The sequence below is a fragment of the Shewanella sp. UCD-FRSSP16_17 genome (assembly GCF_001675935.1).
Taxonomy (GTDB): Bacteria; Pseudomonadota; Gammaproteobacteria; order Enterobacterales; family Shewanellaceae; genus Shewanella; species Shewanella japonica.
Genome location: NZ_LZFV01000001.1, coordinates 307392 through 327021 on the forward strand (window position 1 = coordinate 307392; position 19630 = coordinate 327021).

The following is a 19630-nucleotide window of genomic DNA, read 5'->3' on the forward strand; positions in this document are numbered from 1 at the left end:
CTTGGCGAGAAATTAGAAATAAAAATTATCAATAAAAACAATGATAAACAGTTGCAATTGCAACTGTTGCAAAAGTTTTATTTAACTATAAATGCGTTTGGTATTAGATGGGTAAATGAAAAATATCTCATTTTGAGTAATAAAAAAGGAGCCATTAGGCTCCTTTTACTTCATCTCAATTGTTACTTTGTGGGTAGATTAACCGGCGAAGTTTGCGTTAACGAAATCCCAGTTAACAAGTTCCCAGAACGCAGCCATGTAGTTAGGGCGAACGTTACGGTAATCGATGTAGTAAGCATGTTCCCAAACATCAACTGTTAGTAGTGATGTTACTGACTCGTCAGTTAACGGAGTAGCAGCATTGCTAGTGTTAACAATAGAAACAGTACCGTCAGCATTTTTTACTAACCAAGTCCAAGCGCTACCGAAGTTGTTTACAGCAGAATCTGTAAACTTAGCTTTGAACTCTTCGAAAGAACCGAAAGCTGCGTTAATTGCATCAGCGATAGGACCAGTAGGTGCGCCGCCAGCATTTGGAGCTAAACAGTTCCAGTAGAAAGTGTGGTTCCAGATTTGAGCAGCGTTGTTGAACATGCCACCAGTAGAAGTTTTAACAACTTCTTCTAATGTTTTGTTAGCAAATTCAGTACCTTCAACAAGACCATTAAGCTTAACAACGTAAGTGTTGTGATGCTTACCGTAGTGATATTCAATAGTCTCTTCAGAAATGTGTGGTGCAAGTGCGTTCTTAGCATATGGTAATGCTGGTAATTCGAAAGCCATTATTATCTCTCCATGGACATAGGTTATCGTTATTGTATGAGTACCACTTAGGCATCATTGCTCTGCCGACATTGTACTTAAAATTTTTGTGATGTGAATCATTGTTTGATGAATAATGTCGATAGTGACCATCTAAAAAAGCGTTTTTTATTATAACCCTACAAACTGTGGGATTTTGTTATGGCTCAGGGTCGAGTACAATGGGTCAAGATTATTAAGTTGCACTTAGGAATTACAATGGAAACAGTAGACAAGATTAAACAGCAAATCAGTGAAAACCCAATTATTTTATATATGAAAGGTTCTCCAAAGTTACCAAGCTGTGGTTTTTCATCTCAAGTCGCTCAAGTTATGATTAACTGTGGAGAGCAGTTTGCATTCGTTGATATTTTACAGCATCCAGATATCCGTGCTGAATTACCAAAATTTGCTAACTGGCCAACATTTCCACAATTGTGGGTTGAAGGTGAATTAATTGGTGGTTGTGACATCATCACTGAAATGTACCAAAAAGGCGAATTACAGCCAATTATCAAAGAAACTGCTGATAAGTTCCGTACTGAAGAAGGCGCTGAGTAAGCTTCAGATTATGCTATAGCCCGCACTATTGCATAAATTATAGTTTCTATGCTTGGTTCATATCGGTTGCCGTTATTAACCAGATACAAAAAAACCTAAAGTGTTTTCACTTTAGGTTTTTTATTGTCTATTTTACTGTTTGTTTTCTCTTTTATGACGCTTTAGTTGTTTCGGGGGTTTTAGGTAAAATTAAGTTCATTACAATGGCAACTAAGCCACATAAACTTATCCCAGTTAAACTAAATTCTCCGATACCGAAAGCCATACCACCAATACCAAATACTAATGTCACTCCCACAATACTTAAATTACGTGGTTCGTTTAAGTCAACTTGGTTACGAATTAACGTACCGAGTCCCACGGCTGCAATAGAACCGAAAAGCAAACACATGATGCCGCCCATCACGGGTAATGGAATGGTTTGCATGAGCGCACCTAATTTTCCTATAAAGGCTAAACAGATAGCGGTAATCGCTGTCCAAGTCATAATTCTAGGATCGAAGTTTTTAGTAAGCGTCACTGCACCAGTCACTTCTGAGTAGGTTGTATTCGGTGGTCCACCAAATGCAGACGCTGCCATTGTTGCAACACCATCGCCAGTAAGCGTGCGATGTAACCCAGGTTTCTTCATGTAATCTTTGCCAGTTACGTTAGATATAGCTAACAGATCACCGATATGTTCAACCGCAGGAGCAATAGCAACTGGGATCATAAAGAGGATGGCTTGCCAGTGAAACTCTGGTGCGACAAAATTTGGCATGGCAAGCCAGGCAGCTTGATGAACCGGGGAGAAGTCAACAATTCCGAAAAATAAACTAAGACCATAACCAACAAGAATACCTGCTAGGATTGGCATTAATTTCAATACCCCTTTGGCAAATACTGCTACTGCGACTGTGGTTGCCAATGACATTAATGCAATAAACAGTGCGATGTTAGGCTCGACCAGCACTGTACTCCCATCGCCCGTTTTACCCAATGCCATATTCACAGCCATAGGTGCAAGGCCTAAACCGATAATAATAATCACTGGACCGACAACGACAGGCGGTAAGAGTTTATGAATAAAACCGCTGCCTTTCACTTTAACTAAAGCACCTAAAATGACATAAACAAAACCTGCTACCATCAGCCCGCCCATGGTTGCAGGTATTCCCCAGGTTTGTACGCCGTACATAATCGGGGCGATAAAGGCAAAGGATGATGCGAGAAATATTGGAACTTGTCTTTTAGTGATGACCTGAAAGATTAGGGTACCGATACCCGCAGTGAAAAGGGCAACACTCGTATCTAAACCACTCAGTAATGGCATCAATACTAATGCACCAAAGGCCACAAATAACATTTGCGCACCTTGTAAAGGAATGAATAAACGGTTCATAAGCCGGTAGGTATCCTGTCTCGTTTTAATTATTCAGTAAGATAGGCCATAAAGGGGTAAATGTCTGTAATACAAATCAAGTTTAATCAGAGTTATTCGAATAATTTCAATAATAAATCTGCTTATATTGTCTTGGTTATCTCATTCTAGTCATAAAAATAATATGCTACACTTCTGATCATTATTACTTTTTTATGATTTTTATATGCCAAAATTTTTATTACAAATTTTGTTATTTGTCCTGCTTTCAGTAGGATTAACAACAAGTAGCATGTCTGCTGAAGTCGGCTTATTAGATGAAGCGGATATTGTTGTCTCTTCACGTGCTAAATCTGAACGTCAACAAGCATTAAAAACGGCACTTTCCGCTGTATTTGTAAAAAATTCCGGTTTACCTTCTGCAGTTTCACATCCATTAGTAAAGGCTCAGATTAACCAGCCTGAAGTGTTATTGACTCAATATGGTTACAGTGAAATTGACGATGAGTTAGTCCTAAAAGCTAACTTTGATCATAAAAGAATTATTTCAACACTTCGCCAGGCTGAGTTACCTGTTTGGGGCAAGCAACGTCCTTTAACCCTATTGTGGGTGTCAATCGAAGACAATGGCGAGCGTCATATCTTGTCTGACATTTCTGATATGGATACTCGTACTCAAATTGAGCTTGAATCAAGCAATAAAGGCATTCCAGTCATTTTGCCTTTGATGGACTTAGATGATGTGATGAAAATCAATGTTTCTGACGTCCGAGGTATGTTTACTGATGTTGTCTCTGAAGCCTCAAAGCGTTACCGCGCAGACTATTTTGCTATTGCGGATATGGATCAAGTCGGTGGATTTGTTCGCTTTCAAGTTTCGTTATTTGATAAAGAAAGTGACTCTGCTGTAATGCAACCGCTTATTCACCATCAGGCTGAAGTGCTTGATTATGAAACGGCTACTAATCAAATATTATCAACACTTGCCGAGTACTTTGTTAGCCAATATGCCTTTGCTGATAGTGGTAATAGTGCAACGACACATTTGTCGTTAGTTGGTGTCCAAAATATGGCTCAGTTAGTCGAGATTGAAGCTTATTTAAACCAATTAAGTGCAATAAAATCTGTCAGTTTACATCAGTTTAAAGCTGATACAGTGACTTATAAATTATCACTATTTGGTACTGCTGATGATTTACAGAAATTACTGAATATCAATAAAAGATTGACCCAACTTGATACACTAAATCAGTCTGAACCCGTTGACGCTGTGTTACCAAACCCAGAATCAGAGGAAGACTTTAAGACGGAACTAACAGAAACATTGATTTATCAGTGGCATTAAGCGTTAACAATTGCTGATTTATTCAGCGTTGAAGTGGGAAAGTTGATCTTAGTGTGTTTAGGGAACCTTTAACGCTTAGTTATTCAACAGCAGTTATTAACTTGGCTGTGTTATACTTTACTTTGCTTGTTTTATTATTAGAGAATTTTTGAGTGACCCAAAACTCACCAAAACAATTATCATTGCCTGTATATTTACCTGACGATGAAACTTTTCAAAGTTATTACCCCGCAGTGGGGAATGATGAATTGATTCAAAAACTGCAAGCGACTGCAGAGGGCAGTTTATCGTCAAGTATGTATTTGTTTGGACCGGTTAAGTCAGGTCGTACACATTTGATGCACGCTGCTTGTGCCCATGCCAATGAGCTTGATAGACGAACCCTGTATATTCCCTTAGGTATTCATGCCAGTATTTCTCCTGCTTTGTTCGAAGGTGTGGAATCGCTACAATTAATTTGTATTGATGACATCGATGCTATTGCGGGTCACCCTATCTGGGAAGAAGCGTTATTTCATTTATACAATCGTGTCGCCGAGCAGCCTGACTGTCGATTAATTGTTAGCGGCAGTTCATCTCCCACAGAAGCTGGCTTTGCATTACCAGATTTAATATCTCGAATGCAGTGGGGGCTTATTTATCAATTACAGCCCATGGCTGATGAAGAAAAGTTAGTCGCACTCCAACGCCGTGCTGCAATGCGTGGATTGCAATTATCTGATGAAGTCGGGCGTTTTTTGTTAACTAGAATGGCACGCGATTTACGTACCTTGTTTGATGTATTAGATAAGTTAGATAAAGCCTCGATGGTACATCAAAGAAAATTAACGATTCCATTTATCAAAGAAATGCTGAGACTATAATAAAAAATTTCAGCCACTAGCTTGTCATTGTCGATGTCATTTTTTACGTAAAAAAGCCACCATTTAGGTGGCTTTTTATCATTGTATTGATTTTAAATTAACTCGTAACATATTTATTGACGAATGAGTGGTGGCAGTTTTTTATGCTCTCTGCCCATTTGAACTGGACGACGTTCAACTTCAGTCGATATTGCCTCAAAGCCGCTCACTCTTGCTGGGTTACTGGAATTTACTGGCGTAATGGCAATATTATCATACCAATTTATACCAGCAGTCATATTAATGGGTTCAGGTAGTGCATTAAGCAGTGTTTTACCGTCAACCTCTGGCATGATTTCATCAATAACGAAGGCTGCTCTATTTAACAGTTCAGCTGAGCCAACTCTGCCACGTTGTCCCCAATCAACGATTAAGTCCGTTGCATCAGTTACTGCAACATCACGTTGGATTTGATATCTATGACTCATGAAGGATTCTTCAAACAGCATTGCTGCATCCTCACGAGTTGAAGAGTATGCATAAAAGTCATTTGCATGATCTGTTAAAAAGAAGCTGGTAATGTCGCTCGGTAAATAGGCTTTTTGGGTTGCATTAGCGTCAGTGCCTTGAAAGCTAACACTGGCTAAACCATACATTTCACTGCTGGTGAGTGGGTCGACATTTTGAAGTTGGTCTGACACCAATGAATTACTATCGGTTCTTCGATAAAAGTCATCAATGAGAGTTGGCCCTATTAAAGTATCATGTACTGAGCGAGGGAAAAAATCATTCGCATGAGCTAATTCATGATATAGCAAACTGGCTAGACTGGGGGTGATATCTGCAATGCTACGTGTTTGGCGCTTTGTTCGCTCAACACTGGAGTATGCGTAATCATTATCCTTTACATATCGCCAAGGCATTCTAAATTGTAACTCATTACCAAAATCACTACGGTAATCTGGTGCTTCGTTAATTGAATCTCGTTGCTCTGGTGTTAACCATAAATATTCAGGATCTAGGTAAATAGCGCCTGTCGCAACCCAATAAAATGACGGTCTAACATCGTAGCTTATTACGACGGCTGTGACTGATTGTAACAGTTTAATAAAATCACTATTGGGGTCAGCTTGAGTTAAAAATGTTTCGAAATTTTTACCCATCCAATCGTGTGAAACAACAACACGATCCATCACAGAACTGATGTTTTCAGCATTATTCATTTGGCCAATTAAAGGTAAATCTACAATCTCACAAGTTTGCTGTAATTGAGTTGAGTAAACACATGAACTGGCAATATCTGCATAACTTGATTCAGTATTATATGAATAAGTTCGTGCTACAGGTTGATCAAAGTAAGGCGAGGTAATTGATGGTTCATTGGTTACCAAAACAAACACTTCATCAGATAAACTCTGACCAGAAACTTGACCCGTTGCTTTTAAACCAATAATGCTGTCGGTGCTGACAGTTGGAGCGGTAAACAGTGGACGTTCTTCGTTGGTTAAATCAAGGTTGATTTCTTGTCCAGAGAAGTAACACCACTCAATATCATTTGCGACTTGGCCATTGATCCGCTGTAGTCTCAAACTCACGCCGTTACCTTCTACGACTTGATGGTCGCTATTGATGTTTAATTGGGCAATAGCAACGCCTGCATCAATATTGACAGTTTCAGTAAGCTCGGTTTGATTGCCTGTAACAGTAACTGAAAAAGAATAACTGCCTGGTTCAGGTATAACAAATGATAGCAAAGGGCTGTTTTCAGAAACCGTACTAATGATAGGGCCTGATAGTTGTTGCCACTTGAAGTTCATTCCAGATGACTGACCAGCGCTCATGCCTGCGATAATTGTTGCTGATTGCCCAGCCGTGTATTGCTGCTCAACATTAAAAATCRGATTTGATGCCGTTTCGACTTGAACTAAGCCTAAACTGGTTTCACAAGCGTTAATTGGCAGTGAATTGTCAGGGGTTCCATTACTTTCTGAGTCACTAGATGAACCTCCACAGGCGGATAAAACTAATGCTGTCATACTCACAGCGAGTGTTGAAGATATTGAAAGCGAATTAATAGGGCCAAGTTTCATGCACAATCTCCGTTGCTTATTACTACTTACTTCGACGACCTTTTAAGCGCTAAAGGCTAGTGCAAAGTTATTATAATTCACTATAGCATGGGAATTAAGTTACCTAAAGATTGTGTTAACCCATTGGTAACTTTAGTGTAAATATATATTCACTTATAAAATAAACCGAGATACTTGGAATAAAAATAATAAAAAAGCGCCATGAGGCGCTTTAAAAATCAACTATGACGATGTTATTTGTCTTGTTGGGATTTTTTCTTTAAGCCTAAGCCTAACTCTCTACCGCGTTTACGGGCATAAAACGGAAAGCCTATGAGTAGGGCACTAATTAGTAATGACTCAATAATGGCAAAGTATAATGCGTCTTCTGTGACCCAGACTAAAGTTAACCCATGTAATAGGTATAAGCAGAGAATGAAACTCGCCCAAGCATAAGTATAAGGCTTGCCTGTTAGGATCCCTTTAATAGGGAGCAATAGAGGAACAATCCATAATAAGCTAAACGCCATTGAATATACGCCACTAAGACCTTGTTGAATAAACCAACCTGTTAATAGCATTAGCAATGCAACATATCCTAGCCGGCACAGCTGAAACAAAGAATGTGTGCTCATGGTGATCCTATAAAATCGCTAGTACATTTTCAGGCGGTCTGCCTATTGCCGCTTTGCCATTTGCAAGCGCGATAGGACGTTCAATCAGTTTTGGTGTTGCAACCATCGCTTGAATTAGTTCTGCTTCAGTGAGCGCTGAGTCTGCTAAATTCTGTTCTTTATACTCTGTTTCTTTAGTTCGCATCAATTCGCGCGGAGTAAGATTCAGTAATGAGAGAATTTGTTGGATATCTTCAACTGTCGGCGCTTGTTTTAAATATTCAACAATTTGAATAGAGGCATTATTTTCTTCAAGTAATGCAAGCGTTTGACGGCTTTTTGAACAGCGAGGGTTATGGTACAAAGTCACAGTAGTCATGGGCTTCACTTCTATTTATATTTTGGCGACAGTCTAGCAAAGAATCTTTCAAAAAGTTAGCCACTTCTAATGGAAGTGGCTAATTCATTTAGCGGTTATTTTAATGCGTCTAATGAGCGTTTAGCTTGTCTAAATTGCCTAATGCGAGCTTCAATTCTGGCAATCTGTAAAGCTTGCCCCTCTGAATGACGATAAGCATAATTAAGCTGGTCTATGGCGCCATCATAATTTGCTGCAAGTGCCATGGCTTCTGCGTTGCTGTAGTGCTCTAGGGCTTTATTACCTAATTTACGATAAGCCTGTGTCATGATTTGATAAGGCAAGGTATTTTGTTTGTCGAGGAAAATTAAATCTTCCAACAAAGGAATTGCTTTTCTAGGTTGATCGGCTTCTACATAAATATTCGCTAAATTGGCAGCAATGACTGACGATGTTGGTTTTAATTTAAGGTGATGATTAAGCATTGCAATGGCTTCATCATAATCGTCTTTTTGGGCCAATAAATCGGTTTTGGTATCGATATAGAACAAGTTATTTTTATCTTGTTCTAATAATTTATCAATGATCTGCTCTGCTTCGTCAAAACGTTTAACTCTGAATAAAGCCAGTGCTTTACCATACTCAGCAGCACTCTTAAATGTGTAGGTCTTTTTACGCAATTGATCATCAAATAAAGACATTGCGGCTTGGTCGCTGTAATTTGAAAATCTAACCTGTATTCTTGCTTTTGCTAGTTGGTAATTAAGCTGATCTGGAATATAGCGATGAGGATATTGCGCTGCACGATTTCGAGCATCCGTGATCCGAGATTCAGGTAATGGGTGAGTAAGCAACATTTGTGGTGGCGTACTCGTAAAACGATATCGAATGGCCAGCTTTGAGAAAAAATCAGAAGCGCCGTTAGGATCAAAGCCTGCATCAGCTAAAATTTGCATGCCGATTCTATCTGCTTCACGCTCATGTAATCGAGTAAAGTTAATTCGAGCTTGAGTCGATAATGCTTGCGTGGTTGCTAGTGCTGCCATACCAGCTTGTGGGGCTGCAATTGTTAACAAAATAGCGCCTAACATACCAACAATTGTTGCTGTTGAGCTTTTGTCTTGGGCTTCTAATGACCGAGCTAAATGTCGTTGGGTTACGTGAGTAATTTCATGGGCAAGAACCGAGGCTAGCTCACTTTCTGTATCGGCATGTAAAAATAGTCCTGTATGAACCCCAACATGACCACCAAAAAAAGCGAACGCGTTAATTTCATCATTTCTCAGTAAAAAGAAATAGAAAGGGGTTTTTACCCCTGTTGCGTGCGCAACTAGCTTATTTCCTAGCTCTGATAGGTATTGATTTAAGACAGGATCACTAATAACTGGCGCCGAAGAACGAATGACACGCATGTAGGCATCGCCATATATCATTTCTTTTTCAAGGCTGAAGGTATTAACTGCGGCAGTGCCAAGATCTGGAAGGTCATTATTGGCGAAACTTTTCGCAACTCCTGCCGTCAGTATTAAGGAGACTGCAGTAGTGATAACACCTTTGGAAAACTGAGAAAACGATAATTTGCGCAAATGAAACCTTTATTATAATTATTTCAATAGGGTGGTGTGTAAAATGATAATAATACTCACACAGTTTGGCTTGTGGTTTATCTTCCTTGCTAGGATAATAGCCAGAGAATATGTAAAGCAAGTTTAGAATGAAAATTATTGATTTAACTGCTCATCATTGTCCTTATCCTTTAGTGCAAATCAAGCTCGCATTAAAAAAAATGCAGCCTGGAGAATTGCTCGGGATTAGTATCTCTGACTCTGGTTCACGTCGAGATGTTCCGCCATTTTTAAAAAAAATTGGTCATCAGGTTGAGATTACTGATGATAACCCAAAAAAGCTATCGATGGTCATTACGAAAGGTAACACTTTCTAAGTTTAATTATGTGTATAGTTAACTTAATATCATTAAATAGTGAATTCAAAGTGCGACATTTTTTAGGTATTTTACATGCTCTCTTATTTAGGCGATTGGTATAAAGCGAGATTCAGCGACCCACAAGCTATCACGCTTTTGTTTATCTTACTCGGAATTGGATTACTACTGTATTTTGCTGGTGGCTTGCTAGCGCCTTTATTGGTGGCATTAGTTTTAGCGTTTTTGCTTGAGTGGCCAGTGGCTCAAATTTCTCGTTTTGGCATTAATCGAAGTGTTGGCGCCTCGTTAATTTTAGTTTTATTTATCGGCTTGATGGTGCTGATTGCATTTGGTTTAGTGCCAAGTCTATGGCGACAAGGTATCGCTTTAGCCACTGATTTACCCGTAATGATTGATACAGGCATGCAATCTTTAGTGTCACTGAGTGAAAAATACCCACAATACATCAGTATTGAACAAATTGATGCGATGGTGATTGAGCTTAAAAAGCTACTGGATACTCAGCACTTGCTGGATATCGGTAAGCAACTTTTGGGCTATTCAGCATCTTTACTTGTGTTGATGGTGTACGTCATTTTAGTTCCTTTACTTGTGTTCTTCTTTTTAAAAGATAAAGAACAACTGATTAAAAGCAGCAAACGATTTTTCCCTAATAACCGCGATTTAGCACGTAAAGTCTGGTTTGAAATGGATCAGCAAATCTTTAATTATATCCGCGGTAAAGTGATTGAAATCGTTATTGTTGGGGCAGTGAGTTATATCTTTTTTGCCGTTATGGGCTTGAGGTATTCAGCACTTTTAGGTGTGTTAACAGGATTGTCAGTGTTAATTCCCTACGTTGGCGCCACTTTAGTGACTTTACCCATTGCACTTGTCGCTTTTGTTCAGTGGGGGGTGAGCCCTGAATTTGGCTATGTGATGATTGGTTATGGAATTATTCAGGCGCTTGATGGTAATGTCTTAGTACCTATATTGTTCTCAGATGCTGTTGATTTACATCCTGTACTTATTATTGCCGCTGTGTTGGTTTTTGGAGGCTTATGGGGCGTTTGGGGAGTCTTTTTTGCGATTCCATTAGCATCGCTAGTTAAAGCGGTTATTAATGCTTGGCCAGACAGCCAGCCTGCTGAAAGCGAACCCATAGTCAAGGCCGATTGAGCCAACGTGTTTGCACTCACAATGGCCTTAACAATCGAATATAAAAGGTGACATAATGTCACCTTTTTCTTGGGGTACTTTTACTGATAGTGAAGATAATATTACTTATCTTTTTGAGTCTCTGAATCTGATGCTGAATGCTCAGTGTTAGATTTGCCTTGGCTGTCAGAAGGCTTTTTAGGATCGCCAAACTGCGGCATTTTAAATTTAGCACTGTATTTCAATACGGCTAAATTACTCGCAATAATACCAACCACCAAAATGATAATGATCCACACTTCTAATCCAGATAAATCCATAGTTGCCTCAAATTTTGATGTTCAGTTAATCAACAGCTAAACGTTGTTCACATTTACGAATATCTTCAGGCGTATCTACTTCAGGCGAATCAAATGCACTGATTGCAACCTTAATCTTGTGACCGTACTCAAGCGCTCGAAGTTGCTCTAATTTCTCTAAGTCTTCTAATCTACCTAGAGGAAGCTTCGCAAAAGCATTTACAAAACGGCGAGTGTAAGCATATACGCCTAAATGCTTGTATACTGGATAGTCGTCTGTATCTCGACCAAACGGAATACAAGATCGAGAGAAATACAAGGCATTAAACTCATTGTCGAATACCATCTTCACGTGAAGTGGGTCATCTCTTTCTTGCTTATCGATGATTTCAAAACCTAAAGTCGCCATTTCAAACTCACCTGGGTGACGTTCAAACAAGCTAATGATTTGTTCAATTGAAATAGGATCAATTAGCGGTTGATCACCTTGTAGGTTAATGACTAAATCGTCATCATCAAGACCCAATTGACTAATGGCATCATTGATACGGTCAGTACCCGACGCAGCTTCTGGGCTTGTCATGACGACTTGTCCACCAAATGATTCAACCGCTTCTTTTATACGGTCGTCATCTGTCGCAACGTAAATATTATCTAATCCTTTGGCTAATGATGCTCGCTCAAAAACGTGCTGGATCATTGGCTTACCATTAATAGGTGCTAGTGGTTTGCCAGGAAAACGGCTAGAACCATATCTAGCAGGGATTAAAAGGGTAACTTTCATTAAAAAAACCTACTTATCATTATTCGATAAACAAAAGGGCTCAAAAGAGCCCTTAATTATAGCGAGGGGGGCGATTAAATACGACGGAAAAGTTTAGTCAGCATTTCGTCTGTTACTTTCTCTTCCCAGCCTTCGCCATAAACATTGTCCCATAATGGACCCATGCTCTTAGTTACAGCAACCATTTTAGCAATGGTTTCATCTGGTAAGTCTTTACAGATATTCTTAGGTAAAGTGATGTTGTGAACTTCCATCATTTTACGGAACTCTTTAACGCCTTCAGGGTAAAACTCTTCAAGTACGTCAAATGCTAAACAGTTACCTATACCGTGATGGTAACCCAACACGTAACCTAGACCATATGATACCGCATGACATGCACCTACTTGGCTGTATGCGATGCTCATGCCACCCATGTATGAAGCCATCATGAGTTTGTCATCTTTTTCTTCATGATTGTCTAAGAACACTTCGCGGCATAAATCCATTGATTTTTCAGCAAATGCTTTAGCAAATTCATTTAAGTAAGTGCCTTCTAATGACTCAACACAATGGATATAACAATCCATGCCTGTGTAGAACCATTGATCAGTTGGTACACCAGCAATTAACTCTGAATCCATGATAATTTGGTCAAACACAGTGTAATCTGAGTTCAAACCTAACTTACGTACTGGACCACAAAGTACAGCTGTACGTGATGCTTCTGCACCAGTACCTGATACAGTTGGAATACCAATATGATGAATAGCAGGGTTCTTAATTAAATCCCAACCTTGGTATTCAGCACTACCGCCTTCATTGGTCAGCATAAGTGACACAGCTTTAGCTAAATCAAGTGTTGAACCACCACCTAAACCAATCACACTTACAGGTGCTTTCGAATTAAATGCTTGAACTTGTGCGGTTAAGTCATCAACTTGTTTCGTTGTCGGTTCATCATCTACATTCACGTAGATTAATAAATCATGGTCCTTTGCAGGGACACGGCCTGCAAGTGGCTTATCTTGATGCACATCATCAACTAAAAAAACCACGAAATCGTTAGCTTCTTTACGCTCTTCTGCAAGTACGGCATCAAGTTGAGCAAAAGAACCGCGACCAAAAATCATTTTTGGCACACACTTAAAATTTTTGAAACTCATTACAACATTCTCCGTTGAGATTAGTACTGTAAAAAGTACTATTGAGCTATTACTTGCTTGGTAAGCTTTAGCTCAATAGAAAGAGTAGGATTAATTAAGCAAAAGCACGCTTGATGTTTTCAATACGTTGAGCAATTTCTTCTTCTGTCCAAGATAATTTGATTAACATAGAGATAGTACGGCTCATGATTGCATCAGACTTTGGCGTTTCCACTTTAGTGTAATCTGGACGATCTTGAATTAATGTGATCGGTAAAGCAGCTGGCGATTTAAGCTCTTGAATATGTTTCCAGTTGTTTAAGTAGTGCCAGTTGTTAACATACCAATAGAAACAACCATCGACGCCGTTCTCTGCTAACTTCTTGTTGATTTCAATTGTGCGCTCTTCGGTCGGCATTAAGAAGGTTAAGAAACCTGCTGAGTCACCTTCAGGATCAGGGATTTCACGGAATGTGACTTCAGGAATTTCGGCCATTGCATCTTTGATTAGCTTTTTATTAGTACGCTGGATATCAATAATTTTATCAAGCTTACGAAGCTGTGCCAGACCCATCGCTGAGTTCATTTCTGAGATGCGGAAGTTCAGTCCCATGATAGGGTGGCCTTCAGCGCCACGATCATTACCAACATGGTCATGACCGTGATCTGAGAACATGTGCGCATGGTTATAGATGGTTTCATTGTTAGTCATGATAGCGCCGCCTTCACCACAGGTGATGGTTTTAACAGAATCAAATGAATAACAACCAACATCTCCGATTGTGCCTAATGCTTTACCTTTGTAGCTGCCGCCGATAGCTTGACATGCATCTTCAAGGATCACTAGGTTATGTTTTTTACATACCGCTAAAATTTCATCCATTTTAGCCATAGAACCACACATATGAACAAGGTTAATTGCTTTAGTGCGTGGAGTAATTGCAGCTTCAATGCCTTCTGGTGATAGACATAGTGTTTCATCAATTTCAGCGAAAATAGGTACGGCACCAGCCATAAATACTGCTTCTACAGATGCAACAAAAGTAAACGGTGGAACAATAACTTCGTCGCCTGCGCCAATACCTGCAGCAGCCATTGCCGTTTGTAATGCAGCGGTACCACTAGAAACAAGATGCGCATGTTTTGCGTTCATCTTTTCACAAAGAAGCGCTTCCATTTCACGTGTTTTCCAACGATCATTACGCATGTGATCGAAGTTGTAGCGAAAGGTAAAACCGTTTTCCATCACGTCAGCGACTTCTTGCTTTTCCTCTGGTCCAAATAATTCAAAACCTGGCATGGAAATTATCTCCTAAAAAATGCAGTGCGCGAGGTCGCGCTAAATAAACCCGAAGATTATAACTGTGTTAGGCAACTAAATGCATTAACAATATGACCTTATCTGAGCGAAGTAGGTGAGTTTACTTGCCCAAGAATGCATAAACAGCTAAACCTTCTCTATTTCGATTAATATTTAACCGGCGTTATTAAAGATTGATGTTGTTCAATAATAGCTAAAGATGACAAATTTGAAGGGGTTTATTGAGTATCTAGCGATACGAGAGGGTTAAATACGAGGCAAACAAGTCCATATACCTATTATTGTAAATGTGTAAATGGACGTTGAGTTTGCTCTATGATTGATTATTACTGGTTATTACGCTTTATTGTCAGCATGCTCACTTGATACCGTGACATCTAAATCAGTCAATAATCCATTATTAATGCCGTAGATCCAGCCGTGAATAGCCAGTTCTTGACCACGATCCCATGCATCTTGAACAATTGAGGTGCTACTGACATTGGCGACTTGTTCCATCACATTTAATTCGCACAATCTGTCGAATCGTTTTTCGTCATCAAGCTGCTCTAAATCGCTACGGTGAATACGATAAATATCTTTTAAATGTCCCAGCCAGTTATCAATTAAACCAAAGCGCTCAGTAGTCATTGATGCTTTAACACCACCACAACCGTAATGACCTACCACCATGATATGTTTGACTTTTAGTACTTCAACCGCATATTGAATAACTGACAAACAGTTTAAGTCGGTGTGAATGACCATGTTAGCGATATTACGATGAACAAAGACTTCGCCTGGCATTAGGTCAATAATTTGATTTGATGGAACACGGCTATCAGAACAACCTATCCACAAATATTCAGGGCTCTGTTGTTGTGCTAGCTGTTTAAAGAATTCAGGGTCTTCTTCGTTAATGCGTTCGGCCCAGCGGCGGTTATTATCAAAAAGTGGTTTAAGTAATTTCATCGTGTTTGGTAGACCCTAATAAATAAAAGTATGCTAATTCAGACTCGTAAACTGTCTGATTAATATCATTTTTAGAGTATATCAGTATTTATTGTTATGCTGGTCTATCCATTCGTAATAGATTGAGAATACTGATTTAGAAATAGCGAACTCAGCCACTACAGCTGAGTTCTTAAGCGTATTTTTCATTGATTGACGAGTGTGAGGCACAGCGTACAAGACTAACCGTTAGGTTAGCTTTCGAAAAAATTGATCAAATGTTGATTAACCATGGCAGCCTGTTCAACATTTGCTAAGTGGCCTGCTGCAGTAAGTTGTTTTAAGGTACTTCCTGTAATGCAATCCTGCATCAAGTAAGCTTCTAAAACTGTTCTTAACTTGTTTTGCTCGCCAACTAAAATGAGGCAAGGCAAAGTTAATTGCTCCGCTAACTCGAGTGTGTCTCGCTTGTATAAAAAAAGTGGCGCCATCAATGCAAGTTCAGCAATGTTATTTGGGCTGAGATTTTGAAGCGCTTGAGAAAACCTTTCTGGGGTTAATGAGTTATTCGTGTTTGCATCACTGCTATTATCCGAATGACTCGCTTTATTGTTATGGCTCTCAATTGCAAGATTAGCGAAATACTGCTCTGTAATAAGGTCAGCCATCTCTTTAGAGCAGCTTTGTTGTTGACTAATTTGATCAATCCATTGCTGATATTTGATGCAGTTAACTTGTGGCTCAAAACCAATAAAGCCGTTCGCCATCACCATTTTTGTAACTGATGTGGGCGATATCAATGCCATCTCTGCGGCAATTGCACAACCTGAACCGTTAGCAACTAATCTGAACTGGTTAAGGCCAAGTGATGATAACAGTGATAAACATTGCTCAGCGATGGTGACCAGTGATGTTGTTCCCTTAGGCATAGGATCTGATTGACCATGTGACCATAAATCAATGGCGATACACCGATGTTGTGATTTAAGCGCATCGATTTGAGCTTGCCACATACTACTGTCTGTTAAAAAGCCATGAATGAATACAATAGGTTGTGAATCTGTATTGTGTTTATCACTATCTGAGTAATACATAGATTGGCCATCAATTGTGGCAGTTAAGTCATGTAGCGGCTTTGTCATGTGGTTCTCGATGTTTTTAGCGATAGTGTTTGATTATTTGAATACGGCCATGAGCAGCTATCGTTACTGGAATCAATAAACATTATCAATGGTTATTGATTTGGCGGCTGCGCAACGTAAAAAACATATTCTTCTACAAGTTTATCTAGTCTTTTAAGTAGCGCAGATTGTAAAGCGATTTCTGATTGAGACAAGAGCTGTCTTAAAGATTCTACCTGATAATGTGACATAAATTGCGACGATTCTGGATAATAACTTAAATGCCAAGGCTCTGGGCTAACACCACTCTTATTAGGCTGGTACGGTAGGTAGAAACCAAACTCATGGGCTTGTTGCGTTAACCAACTGGCTAACTGAGCACATGGTCCATTGCCCGTATATTCATCCGTAATCAAAGCTAAGTCAGCTTTTTGGATATTGTTGGCATCAAATATATCGATATCAGTCCCCCAATGATGGCGGGAGGCACCAGGCAAGGCTGACCAGGTTAAAATACAATCTATGAGTTCATTTTCTGAAAGACATTTGCTATCAATAGGTTGGTTATTAATATCGAGTAGTACTCGTTTACCATGAGCTTTAGCATTCCAAATTGCCATTTGCCTATTAAAATCACGATAGGCGGAGCAGATTTGAATATTAATACCTGAATCTGCCGCATGCTTTTGTAACCGCTGAAAAGCTGCAGCTGTTTTTTGAGTTAGCAGAAATTGATCAAAAGAGACAAGATGCTCAGCATCCAGCCCATAAAGAGCCGGATGAGCAATACTTTTGAGCGAAGAGGTTAGCAAAGGAGCTTTTCCAGAATAGACTCGTAACATTTGGCCAATAGTTCAAGATCTGAGATTTTTACACACTCATTCACTTTATGAATTGTCGCATTTACCGGGCCTAATTCAATAACTTGAGCACCAGTGGGGGCGATGAATCGGCCATCTGACGTGCCACCTGAAGTTTGCGGGTCGGTTTCATAGCCTGTGACTTCAAAAATGGCGTCTTTCGTTGCGTCCAGCAATGGGCCATCCCCAGTAAGGAAAGGAAGACCATTAAATACCCAATCGATATCATAATCGAGCCCATGGGCGTCAAGTATGTTTAGTACACGTTTGATTAATTCATCGGCTGTGACTTCAGTTGAGTATCTGAAGTTAAACATCACCTGTAAATCACCAGGGATAACATTAGATGCGCCTGTACCGCCGTTAATATTTGCTATTTGAAAACTGGTTGGTGGGAAAAATTCATTACCGTTATCCCAATGCATTTGCGCGAGTTCAGCAAGTGCTGGTGAGGCTTTATGAATAGGGTTATCAGCAAGGTGAGGGTAGGCAACGTGTCCTTGAATCCCTTTCACCGTTAAATTACCGGTTAAACTACCACGACGACCGTTTTTAACCACATCACCTAACTTATGAGTCGATGAAGGCTCACCGACCAGTGACCAAGTAATTTTTTCATTACGAGCTTCAAGGGTATCAATGACACGAGTTGTACCATTAATAAATGGACCTTCTTCGTCGCTGGTAATTAAAAAAGCTATGGAGCCATTATGATCTGGGTGTTTTGCCACAAAGCGTTCTGTAGCAATAACCATAGCTGCTAATGATCCTTTCATATCGGCTGCGCCGCGACCATGAACATAATCATCGATGACAGTTGGTTCAAATGGTGGAGTGTGCCATTTATTTAAATCGCCTGTGGGAACAACATCAGTGTGTCCAGCAAAACAAAAAACGGGGCTTTTAGTGCCTTTTCTTGCCCACATGTTGGTGGTGTCTTCAAATATCATTGATTCAATGTTGAAACCAACAGCAGATAACCTATCGGCCATCAAAGTTTGACAGCCTTCATCAAGTGGCGTTACTGACGGGCGTGCGAGTAAATCTTTAGTGAGCTCAAGTACTTCCTGGGTCATTAGTTAAACCACGCTTGATAGTCTGCAGCTTTAAAACCGATTAATATTTTATTATTTGTTATTAATACAGGACGTTTAATTAGCGTTGGAAACTCCAGCATCAGCTCGAGCGCCTTTTGCTGATCAATATCGGCTTTTTGATCATCGGTTAAATTTCTAAAACTCGTGCTACGTTTATTAAACAGTAGCTCCCAATCACTTAGCTCAAACCACTGGTTGATAATATCAGCTGTGATACCATCTTCGCGAAAGTCATGGAAGGTGAATGGCTGATTTTCTGCTTCTAGCCATTTACGTGCTTTACGCACTGTATCGCAGTTTTTAATACCATAAATAACACTGTTGCTCATGGGGTAATGTATTCCTTGAATTAAGTTATTGTTACGCAATGCAATTATTGCTTTTCATCTATAGCTGGATATTGCACTACGCTCTGTTCAATGATGGGTTAAAGCAAGCCTGTTTTTAGCTATAACCCATATCTACAATGTAAATCGAATTTAAAGCTCAACGGTAAAAATGACACTTTTACCAGCTGTTACAGGACCTTGAGCTTTCACTAAGTATTGAATATCTTCCATGTTGGCAAGTACAACTGGGGTAAGTAGACTCTCTACTTGATCGGTTAAGTAGTCTAAATCGAATTGTAATATCGGATCGCCAACTTTAACTTGTTGTCCTTCTTCAGCGAGTCGCTTAAAGCCATTGCCTCTAAGCTCTACTGTGCCGACACCAAAATGAACAAATAATTCGAGCCCTTGAGGGGACTCAATACTGAAAGCATGATTAGTTTCAAAAATTTTGCCAATTGTGCCATCAATAGGCGCTAGAATAAGCTCGCCTGTTGGGTTAATTGCTAATCCATCACCGACAATCTTTTCAGCGAATACTACGTCGGGTACTTTTTCAATGTCTACTAGGTCGCCAGAAACAGGCGCAAAAATTTCAATGCCGCCAGTTAAGGTCGGCTGCCCAGATATAAGTCGGCGAATACGGCTTAAAAATCCCATGAGATATAGCCTCTTTTTGTAATGTTATTATGGTTTTATTCTAGTGCTGTCTGATTTTTTTATAAACAATAAT

Annotated in this window: 21 protein-coding genes; 5 read left to right on the forward strand and 16 right to left on the reverse strand. The window is 39.6% G+C overall.

Annotated features, from left to right (window positions below; all coding sequences use genetic code 11):
* Positions 1 to 198: 198 nt before the first annotated feature.
* A complete protein-coding gene (sodB, locus tag A9267_RS01355) occupies positions 199 to 783 on the reverse strand; it encodes a superoxide dismutase [Fe] (protein WP_065107969.1) in 585 nt (194 codons plus the stop codon).
* A 237-nt stretch (positions 784 to 1020) separates the two neighbouring features.
* On the opposite strand from sodB, the gene A9267_RS01360 reads away from it, so the two are divergent.
* Positions 1021 to 1362 carry a Grx4 family monothiol glutaredoxin gene (locus tag A9267_RS01360; RefSeq protein ID WP_065107970.1) on the forward strand — a complete coding sequence of 114 codons (342 nt, stop codon included), beginning with the start codon at positions 1021 to 1023 and terminating at the stop codon, positions 1360 to 1362.
* 151 nt (positions 1363 to 1513) lie between these two features.
* Here the strand turns inward: A9267_RS01360 and A9267_RS01365 are convergent, their stop codons facing one another.
* On the reverse strand, positions 1514 to 2743 hold the full coding sequence (locus tag A9267_RS01365) for a uracil-xanthine permease family protein (protein WP_055023191.1): 1230 nt from the start codon (positions 2741 to 2743) through the stop codon (positions 1514 to 1516).
* Between the two features lie 205 nt (positions 2744 to 2948).
* Here A9267_RS01365 and A9267_RS01370 point away from each other — a divergent pair, with 205 nt between their 5' ends.
* Positions 2949 to 4067: a DUF2066 domain-containing protein gene (locus A9267_RS01370; protein ID WP_065107971.1), complete on the forward strand. Its 1119-nt coding sequence runs from the start codon at positions 2949 to 2951 to the stop codon at positions 4065 to 4067.
* Positions 4068 to 4219: 152 nt separating this feature from the next.
* Positions 4220 to 4930: a DnaA inactivator Hda gene (gene hda / locus A9267_RS01375; protein ID WP_055023189.1), complete on the forward strand. Its 711-nt coding sequence runs from the start codon at positions 4220 to 4222 to the stop codon at positions 4928 to 4930.
* 113 nt (positions 4931 to 5043) lie between these two features.
* On the opposite strand, the gene A9267_RS01380 is transcribed toward hda, so the two are convergent.
* From A9267_RS01380 to A9267_RS01395, 4 genes are all read right to left on the reverse strand, one after another.
* A complete protein-coding gene (locus A9267_RS01380; RefSeq protein WP_156669079.1) occupies positions 5044 to 6999 on the reverse strand; it encodes a hypothetical protein in 1956 nt (651 codons plus the stop codon).
* Between the two features lie 233 nt (positions 7000 to 7232).
* Complete coding sequence (locus A9267_RS01385) at positions 7233 to 7613, reverse strand: DUF2069 domain-containing protein (protein ID WP_065107972.1); 381 nt, start codon at positions 7611 to 7613, stop codon at positions 7233 to 7235.
* 7 nt (positions 7614 to 7620) lie between these two features.
* The gene (gene arsC / locus A9267_RS01390; RefSeq protein WP_055025990.1) at positions 7621 to 7971 is read right to left on the reverse strand and encodes an arsenate reductase (glutaredoxin); all 351 of its coding nucleotides are present in this window, start codon (positions 7969 to 7971) and stop codon (positions 7621 to 7623) included.
* 95 nt (positions 7972 to 8066) lie between these two features.
* Positions 8067 to 9536, reverse strand: a complete 1470-nt coding sequence (locus tag A9267_RS01395) for a M48 family metalloprotease (RefSeq protein WP_065107973.1) — start codon at positions 9534 to 9536, stop codon at positions 8067 to 8069.
* A gap of 128 nt (positions 9537 to 9664) precedes the next feature.
* On the opposite strand from A9267_RS01395, the gene A9267_RS01400 reads away from it, so the two are divergent.
* Both A9267_RS01400 and A9267_RS01405 read left to right on the forward strand, forming a co-directional pair.
* Positions 9665 to 9892, forward strand: coding sequence for a sulfurtransferase TusA family protein (locus A9267_RS01400; protein ID WP_055025992.1), 228 nt, complete (start codon positions 9665 to 9667; stop codon positions 9890 to 9892).
* Between the two features lie 75 nt (positions 9893 to 9967).
* Entirely contained in the window at positions 9968 to 11053 is a 1086-nt protein-coding gene (locus A9267_RS01405; protein WP_055025993.1) for an AI-2E family transporter, read from the forward strand.
* Between the two features lie 101 nt (positions 11054 to 11154).
* Here A9267_RS01405 and A9267_RS01410 read toward each other — a convergent pair whose 3' ends face one another.
* The 10 genes from A9267_RS01410 to crr all read right to left on the reverse strand — a co-directional run bounded on the left by A9267_RS01410 (position 11155) and on the right by crr (position 19557).
* Positions 11155 to 11352 (reverse strand): DUF2897 family protein, encoded by a 198-nt coding sequence (locus A9267_RS01410; RefSeq protein WP_065107974.1) that lies wholly within the window; start codon positions 11350 to 11352, stop codon positions 11155 to 11157.
* A gap of 25 nt (positions 11353 to 11377) precedes the next feature.
* Positions 11378 to 12115: an 8-amino-3,8-dideoxy-manno-octulosonate cytidylyltransferase KdsB gene (gene kdsB, locus A9267_RS01415; protein WP_055025995.1), complete on the reverse strand. Its 738-nt coding sequence runs from the start codon at positions 12113 to 12115 to the stop codon at positions 11378 to 11380.
* Positions 12116 to 12189: 74 nt separating this feature from the next.
* Positions 12190 to 13260 (reverse strand): 3-deoxy-alpha-D-manno-octulosonate 8-oxidase KdnB, encoded by a 1071-nt coding sequence (kdnB, locus tag A9267_RS01420; protein WP_055025996.1) that lies wholly within the window; start codon positions 13258 to 13260, stop codon positions 12190 to 12192.
* A 94-nt stretch (positions 13261 to 13354) separates the two neighbouring features.
* Complete coding sequence (gene kdnA / locus A9267_RS01425; protein ID WP_055025997.1) at positions 13355 to 14539, reverse strand: 8-amino-3,8-dideoxy-alpha-D-manno-octulosonate transaminase KdnA; 1185 nt, start codon at positions 14537 to 14539, stop codon at positions 13355 to 13357.
* A 357-nt stretch (positions 14540 to 14896) separates the two neighbouring features.
* Positions 14897 to 15511: a carbonate dehydratase gene (gene can / locus A9267_RS01430; RefSeq protein ID WP_055025998.1), complete on the reverse strand. Its 615-nt coding sequence runs from the start codon at positions 15509 to 15511 to the stop codon at positions 14897 to 14899.
* Positions 15512 to 15744: 233 nt separating this feature from the next.
* Positions 15745 to 16632, reverse strand: coding sequence for an alpha/beta fold hydrolase (locus A9267_RS01435; RefSeq protein ID WP_065107975.1), 888 nt, complete (start codon positions 16630 to 16632; stop codon positions 15745 to 15747).
* A 92-nt stretch (positions 16633 to 16724) separates the two neighbouring features.
* Positions 16725 to 17423: a M15 family metallopeptidase gene (locus A9267_RS01440; RefSeq protein ID WP_065107976.1), complete on the reverse strand. Its 699-nt coding sequence runs from the start codon at positions 17421 to 17423 to the stop codon at positions 16725 to 16727.
* On the reverse strand, positions 17417 to 18547 hold the full coding sequence (gene dapE, locus A9267_RS01445) for a succinyl-diaminopimelate desuccinylase (RefSeq protein WP_065107977.1): 1131 nt from the start codon (positions 18545 to 18547) through the stop codon (positions 17417 to 17419). Before dapE ends, A9267_RS01440 begins: the two co-directional genes overlap by 7 nt.
* Complete coding sequence (locus tag A9267_RS01450) at positions 18547 to 18897, reverse strand: ArsC family reductase (RefSeq protein WP_065107978.1); 351 nt, start codon at positions 18895 to 18897, stop codon at positions 18547 to 18549. Before A9267_RS01450 ends, dapE begins: the two co-directional genes overlap by 1 nt.
* 150 nt (positions 18898 to 19047) lie before the next feature.
* Entirely contained in the window at positions 19048 to 19557 is a 510-nt protein-coding gene (crr, locus tag A9267_RS01455) for a PTS glucose transporter subunit IIA (RefSeq protein ID WP_065107979.1), read from the reverse strand.
* Positions 19558 to 19630: the final 73 nt, after the last annotated feature.